Genomic DNA, 12,688 nt, shown 5'->3' with positions numbered 1-12,688 from the left:
ATGGATCGGATGCAATAGGCAAGACATGCGCTACAAGGCGGTCACCCGCACGCCCGGCGGCAGGCAGTACTTACGTATGGACGACGCGCGACACTAGCTGCTTCGCCAAATGGGCAAAGCCTTGCAGCCATTTTTTCAATTCAGTCGCTTTGAACAGCAGACTGTCATACTCCAAATAAATGTTGATCCGCTCCCCGCTGCCGACTTCCCAGCCCCAGACTGCGTTGAAAGACGACGTTGCGCCGCGCGAAGCGGCAGGAATGAGCGGGTACAAGAGCAACATCGTTTTGTCCTGCTCCCGCCCGGCCCGGTACGGGGGAGCAGACAGGAGTGGCTGATGGCGTCCCTCCCGGATGCTTTCCTTGACCGTCATGAACAGCGAGTCAAAATCAGTCATGCCGGAAAAGTCAACCGTAACCTGCCGGAGCTGCTCGCGTTTGTCCAGCAGATGGATCGCGATGCTCTCTTCGTTCGCCACTTGTTTGAGCAAGTAAAACAACAGCGCGAGCATCACTTCCTCAATCTGCATCTCGTGAAGCCGGGCGATTTGGAACAACCCCTTTGCCGTCGCTTGTGGCAGCTCCAACGCCAAAGGGATACTTTCGCCCGGGTCGCTCGCCGACAGGAAGTAGTGGGCCGGAAGCGAAATCCCCCGCCTTTCCTCTCCTTGTGCAGACGAGATCGTCGACTCGATACACGCAGCCAGCCGCTCTATTGTTGGATGGGTAAAAATATCCGCTACATGCAGTTCGATTTGGAATCGTTCCTTTATCTGCTCTTGCATCAACACTACCGCAAGCGATGTTCCGCCCAGATCGAAGTACGAATCCGATGTGCTGATTTCCTCCAGATGCAGCAGCTTTTTCCAAATGGCGACAAGCTGTTCTTCCGCTTCGGTAGTCGGCTGCCTGAACGGCCTTGCGCTGACCAGTTTGGTTTGTTGCAGCGACTTGAGTTGCTTGCGGTCGACTTTCCGGTTATGGTTCAACGGAATTTTCTCGATCACGAAAAATTGCTGCGGGATCATATAGGCGGGTAGCCGTTCCAGCAGGAAGTTTTTCAACTCCTCGATCTGAACCGAGGCCCCTGCCACAAGCACCAGGTAGCTCGTCAATCCTTTCTCGTCAGCCCTGTTGGACGTACCGGCACGTTCCGCCAGCGAATCCAGCACGACGACATTGTCGCAAATCCCCGGATAGGAGGAAATGACCGCCTTGATCTCGGACAGCTCGATGCGGAAGCCGCGAATTTTCACCTGGTCGTCGATTCTGCCCGCGCATTGAATCGTGCCATCCGCCAAAAAGCGCGCGATGTCACCCGTCCTGTACATCACAGGGTGTATGTCGCCTTCGAAAGGATTGGCTACAAACCGCTCGGCCGTCAGCGCCGGATTGTTCACATACCCGGCTGCCACACCGATGCCGCCTATATACATTTCTCCATAGACACCGACGGGAACGGGCTTTTTGTCGTTGTCCAAAATATAGACTTGCGTATTGGCGATCGGCTTGCCAATCGTCTGCTGCCCGGCATCCGTAATCTCGGCGATCGTCGACCAGATCGTCGTTTCCGTCGGCCCGTACATGTTCCAGAAGGAGCCTGTCTTGCCGAGCATTTCCTTGGCCAAGTCTGTCGGCAGGCTTTCTCCGCCGCAGAGCGCCTTCAGGTGCGGACTGCCCGCCCAGCCTGAGCGGAGCAACATTTTCCACGTGGCTGGCGTCGCCTGCATCACGGTAATCCCGTGTGTTTCGAGCAAGCGGCTCAACTGCTTGCCATCCGCCATCTCGGTTTTGCTGGCAAGTACGGCGGTCGCCCCGGCGATGAGCGGCAAAAACAGCTCCAACCCGAAAATATCGAAAGAAAAGGTCGTCACCGACAGCAGCTTATCTCGCGCGGTCATCCCCGGCTCGCTCGCCATCGACAGCAAAAAGTTGTTCAAGGCGCGATGCGGAACCATGACTCCTTTTGGCTTGCCTGTGGAGCCGGACGTAAAGATGATGTAGGCCGTCTGTGCCGGTTCGATTGCAGAAGACAGCGCCAAGGACGACTCTTGCCTGATCTCGCTCCACTCCTGATCCAATAGCACAAGGCTTTGGCAGCCGAGCTTGCCGTGAGTAAGCAAATCGCTCGTGGAAATCATCACGTCGATCCCAGCTTCTTCACGAATCTGCTGCACACGCTGAAACGGAATGCTGGCATCGAGCGGAACATAAGCCCCCTCTGCTTTCAGGACGGCCAGCATGGCGATCACCATCTCAAGCGACCGCTCCGTGTAGATACCCACAGGCTGCTCGCGCGTCACCCCGCGTTTTTGCAAATACCGGGCCAGCCTGTTTGTTGCCTCGTCCAATTCCCGGTAGCTCAAAGACGACTCTCCGAGCGTTACCGCCGCTTTGTCCGGATGTGTTTTTGCCTGGCGCCCAAACAGCGACACGACGTTGTCGCTTGCGTCCACCTGTTGCCGCGTTTGGTTAAAGCCGACCAGCACCTGCTGTTTTTCGTGCTCGGACATGATCTCTACGGCTGACAGTGCTGCGTCCGGCTCGTCTACCACACCCTGCATGAGTTGTGCAAAATAGCGCGCCATGCGCTCCACCGTTTCTTTGGCAAACAGCTTCGTCGAGTATTCCAGCTCACACCCGATTTGCGCCCCTTCCTCCCAGGCGGTAAAGCGGATGCTGAACATGGCTGTTTTATGCTTGTAAAACGAAGTAATCTCCTGCACGCCGCCGATCTGGTCCGTCTTGTCGTACACGTCGCGGAAGCTGAACATCGTTTCGAACAGAGGATTCCGGCTCAAATCGCGCTGAATGTCCAGGCTGCTGATTAACTCTTCGAACGGATAATCTTGATGGTCGAGGGCAGCGGAAATCGTTTGCTTGACGAGCTGCAGCAATTGCGAAAAGGAAGCGGCAGCATCGACGTGCAGCTTCAAGGCGACGGTATCGACGAACGGCCCGATGACGTTTTCCAGTTCCGTCTGCTTCCTGCCTGAGACAGGCGTTCCGACGATAATCGTTTCCTGCTGGCACATTTTGGACAAAAGGACAGCGTAAAGCGCCAGCAGCCCCATGTTGAGCGTGGCCGCCTCTTGTTTCAGCATGCGCTTGAAGCGCTCGGTCGTGCGTGCATCCATCCGGAAGGAAAGAAAATCTCCCGCAAAGCTCTGGACGAGCGGCGGCTTGAAATCCGTCGGCAGTTGCAGCTTTGTCTCGTGCTCGCCATTTGCGAATTGTCCCAGCCAGTACGCTTTCTGTTTGGCAAAAGCAGGCGTGTCTCGCAGCGCCGCGTGCCATTCGGCGTAATCTTTGTACTGCACGGGCAGAGCGGGCAATTCCTCGCCTTTGTAAACGGCCAGAAAATCGCGAATGAGCAGTTGGTACGACGTCTCGTCCGAGATCAGATGGTGCATGTCGATCAGCAGCAGCTTTTTGCTTCGTTCATAGCCAACCCGGATGAGCGGTGCCTTTTCCGGCTCAAACGGCCGGATAAAAGCCGAGATCGCCGCAGCCATTCCTTCTTCCGGCAGCGCCAGTTCCTCGATGGCGAATGGAACGGTCGTCTGAACCGTCTGCACGACCTCTTGCCCCGCAAAGCCAAAAGACGTGCGGAAAATCTCATGGCGCTCGATCAGCTTTTGGAAAATGGCCTGAAGCGTGCCAACATCCACGTCGCCATCCAATTGGTACACGCCGGGGTTGTTGTAGACCGTCGTATGTGGGTGCATCTTTTGCAGGAAGTACACCCGCTTCTGAACCGATGTCAGCGGATAATGGTCTTTTCGCGGCGCGACGTGAACGCCTCCCGCCTGTTGGGGACTCGTCTGCTGCAAGTAGGCAGACAGCCCGGCGACAGTGGGATGATGGAGAAAATAGGCCATCGGGATGCGCTCGTTGCACAGCTTTTGAATTTTTCCCACAATGGACAAGGCCATAATCGAGTCTCCGCCCAACTCAAACAGGCTGTCGTGGACGCCGATCGGCTGCACGCCAAACTGGGCTTCCCATACGGCTGTGATCTGCTGCTCCCGCTCATCGCGGGGCGCGACGTATTCGGTTGTCAAATCGGGCCGCACATACGTCTCGGCGCTGCCGCGCTGCCGATCATCAAAGCCCTCGGCGACAAAGGGGATTTCCGCGTCCTGGTACCGGGCAACCAGCTCGTTCAGGTCGTATGCTGAGACGGCAACCTGCGGAAGCGAAGTCGCGCCAATTCTGGAAAAGAGGCGAATCCCTTCCGCTTCCGTAATCGCATGGGCCAGCTCCTCCCCCGTCAACTGGCGATGCTTCTCCTCGATTTGCCGTGCCATGCCCGTCCCTTTCCAGCGCTCCCAATTGATCGACACCACTGGAAAATGACTTTTATTTCCATGGCAATAGTTTGCAAACGAGTCGAGAAACGCGTTGGCGGCGCAATAGCCCGTTTGCCCGATAGACGGAATGTACGCGCTCAACGACGAAAACAGGATCAAAAAGTCGAGCGGCCTGTCGCGCACAGCCTCATACAGAAGCGTCGTGCCGTCAACCTTTGCTGCCAGCAGCTTTTTCGCGCTTTCTCTCGTGGCGCGTTGAATCATTTCCCCGTCGGCCACTCCGGCAGCGTGAATTACTCCATTCAGTTGCCCGCCCAGGCCGTCCACTTTTTTCAGCAGCGCTTCCACCTGGCGCTTGTCGCTGATGTCCGCTTGCATGAGCTGAACGCTTCCGCCCGCCTGTTCGATCGCGCACAGCCGCCGAATCGTCCGGCTTACCTCGTCGTCGGTCTTGTTTGCTGCCAGTAGCTTTAACCATGTTTCTTTCGGAGGAAACAGCGTCCTGCCGACCAAAATCAAGGTGGCTTGCGCCTGTTGCGCCAAAAAGTCGGCAATAGCGAGGCCGATCCCGCCCAAACCGCCTGTTATCAGATACGTTCCGCCCGGCTTCAGCTCCATGCTGTCCTCGGCAGCAAAGGAGACGGGCTCGTGCGTCGGCAGCCAAAACTGTTTGTTTTGATAGCTCACCAGACCGTTCCATGCTTGCGCCAAAAACGGCTGGACGAACGAATCGAGCGCCTTTTCCAGATCGTTTGCTTCCGGCTGGAAATCACTGTCAAACAAGCTGCAACGAATGGCCGGGTATTCGAGCGGAATAACGCGAATCGGCCCCAGCAGGAGCGACTTGTACGGGTTCAGCCCGCCGAAATCGGCAACCGCGCACACCCCGTTTGCCAACACTTTCAGCTCCAGCGAACGCCCGTAAAAATGCTTGCCCCATTCCTTGGCAATGGCGAGCAAGCTGTAGTAGCCGTTGTCCAGAGCCGCCTCCAGCCCGGACTGCGCTCCGCTTCTTTCCCGTTCATCGCCCAAGCTCCACATGTGGATGACTTCATCCGGCGTAAACGAACTTGTTTTCCATTGTTGGAACAGCCAGTCGTAATCCTCGTCCCGGCCCGGATTGATCGCAAATTCGCCGTCGCCGATTTTTTGCCGCTGTCCGCTTTTGTAAACGGTGATGCACTGCTCGCTTAGCTGCCGCACTTTTTGCGCGAGAAGCTCGCCGACGGTGGACTGCTCGGCAAAAATCAGCCTGCGCTTCCGTTGGTAGGCGCGGTCTTTGGCCGAAAAGACGGGCGTATGCCGCTTCCACGACGGCACGTAATACCAGTCCTTAAACGGCTTTTTGACCAACTGCTGCGGCTCGTTCGCTGCTTGCGGCTGCAACACAGGCGCGTCCAGCCAAAACTTTTTGCGCACAAAAGGATAGGTCGGCAGCGGGATGCGCTTTCCATGCGGATTGATTTTGTCCCAGTCCATGTTCACGCCGTACTGCCACAGCTTGCCGAGCCGCTTGTACAGATGCAGGCGCACGGAAACATTGCTGCTGGCATACGGGATCAGGTTCAGTATTTTCTGCCCAGGAGCCGAAGCCGCCCCGGCTTGAGAGTCAAACGCCCGTTTGGCGAGCGCACTCAAGTCGTGCCCCGGCCCGATTTCGATCAAGACGGCGCGCCGATCGGCAAATGTCTGCAACGCCCGCGTAAACTGCACAGTATCTTTTAGCTGCCGGAGCCAATAGTCAGCTCCTGCCAAGTCAGCCTGCTCTGCCCAGTCGCCTGTCACGCTGGAGAGAAAAGGAATGTGCAATTCCTGGAACGCCACAGGCTGAAAGACCGCTTGATAGTCGTCCAAAATCGCTTCGACCCGTGACGTATGAATGACCTTGGGGAATGGCAGCGGCGTGCACATCCGTTTGTCCTGCCTCAGCTTTTCCTCCAACTCCAGCACCAGATGCGTCGGGCCGCCGACTACGCAGGACGTTTGATTGTCGATGGCAATTTCCAGCGAGTCAGACAAGAAAGGCATCACTTCCGCCACCGAGAGCGGAATACTCAGCATTTTTCCATCGGGCAGTCGGCGAAACAGCTCCCCGCGCTTGAGCACGAGCTGAAGCGCCTGTTCCAGCGTGAACAGTCCGGCGATGGTCGCCGCGATATATTCGCCCAGGCTGTAGCCGATCACGGCATCCGGGTGAATCCCCCACGCCATCAACAGCCGAGCCAACGCGTACTCGAACACAAACAAAATCACTTGCCCGTGATCGAGGCTGGCGATCGCCTGTCTGGCCTGCTCTTGCTGCTCTTCGCGCGGGAACAGAATGGAGCGGTAATCGACCGGGGAATAGCGCTTAAGAAGCGCGAAGCAATGATCGAGGCTCTCCCGGAAAATCTGCTCCTTTTCATACAGCTCCTGCCCCATGTTGACGTATTGCGAGCCTTGGCCGGAAAACAGGAAGACAATCTGCCCAGGCGCTCCATCTGCGCGGTAAGCCGACGATTGCCGGGAGCCATTCTCCGTCAAGGCGCGAATCAGCTCGGCCCTGCTCTCGCAGACGATTTGCCTGCGGTATTCAAATGATTTTCGGCCCTTTTGAAGCGTATAGGCGACGTCTCGCAGCCTGATTTCGGGATGCTCCGCGATGTGCTTCGCCAGGTTGTCGGCCATTTTTGCCAACGACTCGCTGTTTTGCGCGGACAGTAAAACGAGCTGTGGCTGTTCCTCGTCATCGGCCGATTCGCGGGACTCTGGCGCTTCCTCGACAATCAGATGTGCATTTTGCCCACCGACGCCAAACGAGCTGATTCCCGCCCGCAACGGATGCGCGCCACGGCTCCACTCCTGCAGCGTTGTGTTGATGACAAACGGACTGTTCTCCATGTCCAAAGCCGGATTGCTCCTGGCAAAATTTATCATGGGAGGAATCTGGCGGTGCTTCAGGGCGAGGACCGTCTTCATGAAGCCCGCCACGCCTGATGCCGCATCCAGATGGCCGATGTTGTTTTTGACCGAGCCCAGGACGCATTTGCTTTGCCGCTCGCGAAAAACTTGCTTGAGCGCCGTAAACTCGATGGAATCGCCCAACTGTGTGCCCGTCCCGTGCGTTTCCACGTACGAGATGCTCTCCGGCTCGACATCGGAGAGCTGCAAGGCGCTTTGGATGACCTCTTTTTGGCCCTCGACACTCGGAGCCATGTATCCCGCTTTCCGGTTGCCGTCGTTGTTGACGGCGCTTCCTTTGATAATCGCCCATATATGGTCTTTGTCCGCGAGCGCATTTTCCAGCGGCTTCAGCACGACCACGCCGACCCCGTTGCCAAACAGGATGCCGGATGCCGCTTCGTCAAACGCGCGAATCTGGCCGTTTTTGGACAAAAAGTGCCCTTCTTCATACAAATAGCCGCTCTTGTGCGGAATCAAAATCGAGCAGCCGCCGGCAATCGCCATGTCGCATTCGCCGCTGAGCAGGCTGCGGCAGGCGGCGTGAATGGCGGTTAACGATGTCGAGCACGCGGTGGTGAGCGTCAAGCTCGGCCCTTTCAAGTTGAACTTGTAGGAAATGCGCGAGGCGAGGAAGTCTTTGTTGCTCAACTGGATTTCGGAAAAGAGATCCCGGTGCTCCCCTTCGTAGGCGTACACTCTCGCATTCCAGTTGTAATTGCTCGACGCTCCGGCGAATACGCCGACTAATCCGGCGTAGCTGTCCGGGACGTAGCCCGCGTCTTCCATCGCCTCCCAGGCGACCTCGTGAAACAGCCGAACTTGCGGGTCCATGACCAGTGCGTCTTTCGGGCTGTACCCGAAAAAGCGCTCGTCGAAATATTCAAACTGATCGAGCGTCGCCCCAGCCTTGACGTAGTTTTCATGCTCGATCAGCTCTTGCGGTACGCCTTCCGCTCTCAGCTCGTCGTCGCTGAAAAACGTGATCGACTCCAGCCCGTCTTTGAGGTTGTTCCAAAATTGCTGGCGATTGTTCGCTCCCGGAAAGCGGCAGGCTAAGCCGATCACGGCGATTTCCAGGCCGTTGAAGTTGCGCGTGTCAGCCATTTCGTACCTCCTTTCCTTTTTGTCGCAGCAGCTTTAATTTATCCATCCCTTTGTGGACAATTTCGGAGCGATCAAAGCCGCGATCGGTTGTCGCTTTCTCGCTGTCTTCCGCTTGCAAATACCCGGCCAGCTTGCGGATGGTCGGATATTCGAACCAGGAAGAGATCAAAACAGGCTTTTGGATCGTCTTCTGGAGAATGTCGTTGATCCCCACCATATCGAGCGAGGTGATCCCGGCATCGAAGAAATTGTCGTCGAGGCCCATGCTCGTCTGCCCGATCGCCTCCTGAATCGTCTCTTGCAGCAACTGCTCCAGCGGAATCTCTCTGCCGTTCTGTTTTTGGCCTTCCTCCGCCTTGTAGCGAGGGCGGTTTAGCCACTGCTCCAGCCGCGGCTCCAGGTCTGTCGTGGACACAATGACATGCTCTTCCTCGTGCAGAAGGGAAAACAATTGCGCAAACAGTTGGCGGCCTTCTGCGGGCGAAATCAATTGCTCCAGCCGCTCGCTTCCTGCTGTGCGGCTGGCTGGATCGGCAAGCGAAAAGTTCCAGGCATCCCAGCCGACAGACATCCATCTGGTTCGCTGCTGCACCTGGTTCATCTTTTGCACGAAGCTGTCCATGAACTGGTTCGCAGCCGTATAGGCCACCAGTCCGATCCCGCCGAGTATCGAGGAAAGCGAGGAATTGACCAGGCAGTACCCGATCTCTTTTTCCCTGATGAGTTTTTCGAGAATGAGCAGCCCTTTTTGCTTGACCGCAAACTCCGCTTCGCACATGTCGCGACGAATATGAGGAATCGCATGCTGAAAAAAATCGCTCACGACTCTTCCGGCAGAAAAGACGATTCCGTCAATCCGTCCGACAGTCGCCTCGACCTCTTCCAGAAGAGCCTTCATTTGTGCTTCGTCGCTGACGTCGACCTGGTACAGACGAAGCTGTGCACCCGAGGCTTTCATCTGCATCAGCTCGCGAATTTTTTGGTGCAGCGGGTCGCTCGCCGGAGTAGTCGCCACATATGCCGCCCACTGCGTTTCCGGCAGAAAAGGCGAGCGCCCTGTCAAAACGATCGCAGCCGCTCCCTGCTGTGTCAACGCACGCGCGGCCGTCAAGCCAATCCCGCCCAAGCCGCCGAGAACCAGATGCACGCCGCCTTTTCCCGGCTGTGCCGCTTCCGGTGAGTCCAAGCGCAGCCGCTCAAACGTGCGTATCCATTTATGACGGTTGCGGATGGCGAGCATTTTTTCCGGCTCCTGTTTCAATAGCTCTTCCACCAGCAGCTTGATGCCGAGCTGCTCCAGCTTCTCGAACCGCTCCGCCTCCATTTCCAGAAAAGCCGAGCGGACATGGCCAAATTCTTGCGGGATTACTTGCACGGCCCCGAGCGCCGTTGCATGCTCGGGCGCCAACGCTTCGTTCCCGGTGATGGACTGGGAGGCAGGCGCAACGACGAAAAGCTGGACGGACTGCGCGGGATCGAGCATGCCAAAAGCTTTTCCCAGGTGCAGCAAATGAAAAAAGCCCGGCGACTCCCCAGTCGGAAAAGCGTCTGTACACGCGGCTGAAAAGCTCCACATGTGCACGAGTTTCCAAGTTTGTCCCGGCTGAAACACTTCCCGCAGCAGCGTAAGATATTGCTCCGGCTCTTCCGGATGAACCTCGTATCTGTCCGGGGCGAGCCTGGAAAATTGCTGCCCGGCTTGGACCGTACACACGCGCTTGCCTTTTGCTTGCAGGGCGTGCTTGACGCCTTCTGCGCTTCCGTTCGCATCGGAAAATAGCAGGTAGGTTTCAGGCTGCTCTCCCTCTGTACGTGTGCGGCCAGACCCGCTGTATTGCTTCCACACCGGGCGATACAACCACTTCTCCACCTCGTTTTTGCAAAAAAGGTTATGCTGGGGCTGGTCGGTGCGCTCTTTTTTCGCAAACCAGTACTTGTCGCGGTCAAACCCGTACGTGGGAAGCGACAGGCGGTTCCGGTTCTCGCCTAAGTAGCGTTGCTTCCAATCCATCGCGGCCCCTTGCAGCCAGATCTCGCCCAAGCTGCTGGCAAAGCGCCACTCCGCCGACTCCGCGCTGTCATGCACAGGCAGCAGATGGATGACGGGAAGCGGCGATTCCGGCCGATTCGGCTGCTTCATCCCGATGCCAATGACGAGGTGAACATCGCTCTCGCTGGGCGGAGTCGCTGCGGGCAAAGCGGATGTTTGCGTCGTGCGCAGCCAAAAGCATGGTTGGCGTACCTGCTCGCTTGTAACGGGAATCCCGCTCGACAAGATGTCATACTCTGCGCTGCCCACCGGCATCGTCCGCAACAGCGAAGCCAGTTCTGCCTCGATCCGGCCTTGTTGTTCCTCTGCTGCGCGCAGCCACTGTTGTTTCAGGACGATGATTTTCGCAAGGTCGCGCATCGTTGCCAGCTTCGTCTGATAGACAGCCGAAAACAAACCCGCCCCGTCTGCCATCGCCACCTGCGGCTTGATTCCGAGAGAAACCAGCAAGTCGGCCAAAGCGCTTTGGCAAAAAAACTGGCTCAACTCCACAGGCAATGGGTCAAGCGCGTCGTCACCTTGCGCGCGCTCGGCTCCCGGCAAAAGGCGCTCCAAGCTGGGCATATCCGGCATTTCTTTTGACAAGCTGTGGATATAGCCGTCCACGATGCGGGCAAAGCGCGGTTCCGTCTGGTACAGCTCGCGCCCCATCCTGCCAAGCGCTTGCGTTTGCGGGGAAAACCAAAAAGCGGCGCGAAGCTCCTCCTGCCCGCTGCTGCTTGCCGTGGCGGTTTCTGCTGCTTCAAGCAAACGGGCCGCCTCTCCCAAGGAAGAGCAAACCGCCATTTTCCGATAGGGAAAATGAGCGCGCCCCGTCTGCAACGTAAACGACACATCCGCAAGGGAGAGTGCAGGCTGGATGCGGAAAAATTGCGCCATTTTCCGGCACGTATTCGCGAGTGCCTTCTCCGTTTTGGCTGAAACCAAAAACAGATGGTGCTGTCTCGCGGAAGCATCGGAAGCATAAGTTGGGGCTTCTTCCAGAACAACGTGGGCGTTCGTCCCGCCAATACCAAAAGAGCTGACGCCTGCCTTGGGCGAATCGCTGACGTCTTTCCAGGCACGCGGCCTGGTGTTCACGTAAAATGGACTTTGCTCAAAGGCCAGTTTAGGATTCGGCTGTTCATGGCGAATGCACGGCGGGATTACCTGGTGCTTCAGCGCCAGCGCCGTCTTGATGAGGCCGATGATGCCTGCCGCCGTATCGAGGTGGCCGATGTTCGGCTTGACTGACCCGATGGCGCAAAACTGGGGCGCAGCCGCCTCAGTCTGGAAAACTTCTTTGAGCGCCTTGATTTCAATGGCGTCCCCCAGCTCGGTTCCGGTTCCATGCGTTTCGATGTAGCTGATTTCTCGCGGCGAAACGTTGGCGACGGTGAGCGCCTCGTGAATGACCTGCGCCTGGCCGATGGGACTCGGCGCGGTATAGCCGATTTTTTCCTCGCCGTCGTTGTTGACGGCCGTGCCGCAGATGACCGCCTGAATGTTGTCGCGATCAGAAATGGCATCCGCCAGGCGTTTCAAGACGACGATGCCGATGCCATTTCCGAAAACCGTCCCCGCCGAGTCGGCCGCGAAGACACGGCAATGCCCGTCCGGGGAAACCATACCTTCTTTTTGGTAGACATACCCTGCGGTCTGCTCGCTGCGGATCGTGACGCCCCCCGCCAGCGCGATGTCGCACTCGCCATTCAGCAAGCTTTGGCTGGCCAAATGGACCGCGACCAACGAGGAAGAGCACGCCGTCTGCACGTTGACGGAAGGGCCGCGCAAGCCGAGCTTGAACGACACTTTCGAGGCCAAAAAGTCTTTTTCGTTGCCGATGCCGATTTGCACGTGCCCGAGCCTCTGCACGAGCGCCTGATCTTCGTAGAGGCGCAAAACGTAGCTGCTGAGGCACGAGCTGGCGTACACGCCCACCACACGTCGCTCGAGATCCTGGACGCAGCCCGCATCCTCAAGCGCTTCCCAGGCGCATTCGAGAAAGACGCGGTGCTGCGGATCGGTAATTTCCGCATCTTTGGCCGTGTAACGAAAAAAGCCCGCGTCGAAATACGCCGTATCCTTGAGGACGGCCCCTCTTTTTACGTAGTGCGGGTCGTTCAGCAGCTCAGCCGGAACGCCCGCCTGCTGCAATTCCTCGTCGCGAAACGTCCTGATCGATTCCACGCCGCGGACGATGTTTTGCCAAAAAGCCGAAGGGGTATCGCAATCGGGAACGCGGCAGGACATGCCGACGATGGCGATTTTTGAATGGATCAACTCTTCATCCACCACTC

Annotated in this window: 2 protein-coding genes; both read right to left on the bottom strand. The window is 57.3% G+C overall.

Translation table 11 applies throughout. The features are described 5' to 3' along the window. Positions 1 to 70: 70 nt before the first annotated feature. Positions 71 to 8,359 carry a hybrid non-ribosomal peptide synthetase/type I polyketide synthase gene (locus M655_RS13750; RefSeq protein ID WP_026557204.1) on the bottom strand — a complete coding sequence of 2,763 codons (8,289 nt, stop codon included), beginning with the start codon at positions 8,357 to 8,359 and terminating at the stop codon, positions 71 to 73. Then, complete coding sequence (locus tag M655_RS13745; protein ID WP_286086019.1) at positions 8,352 to 12,683, bottom strand: type I polyketide synthase; 4,332 nt, start codon at positions 12,681 to 12,683, stop codon at positions 8,352 to 8,354. The genes M655_RS13750 and M655_RS13745 overlap by 8 nt, the downstream gene beginning before the upstream one ends. Positions 12,684 to 12,688 lie beyond the last annotated feature (5 nt).

Source organism: Brevibacillus sp. NSP2.1, from assembly GCF_000470975.2.
Taxonomy (GTDB): domain Bacteria; phylum Bacillota; class Bacilli; order Brevibacillales; family Brevibacillaceae; genus Brevibacillus; species Brevibacillus agri.
The sequence above is the reverse complement of the archived record's forward strand: the minus strand, read 5'-3'. Positions and strand labels throughout refer to the sequence as shown.

Coding starts and splice junctions, on each gene's coding strand:
- M655_RS13750 (WP_026557204.1), bottom strand. CDS start 8,359: ATGGCTGACACGCGCAACTTCAACGGCCTGGAAATCGCCGTGATCGGC.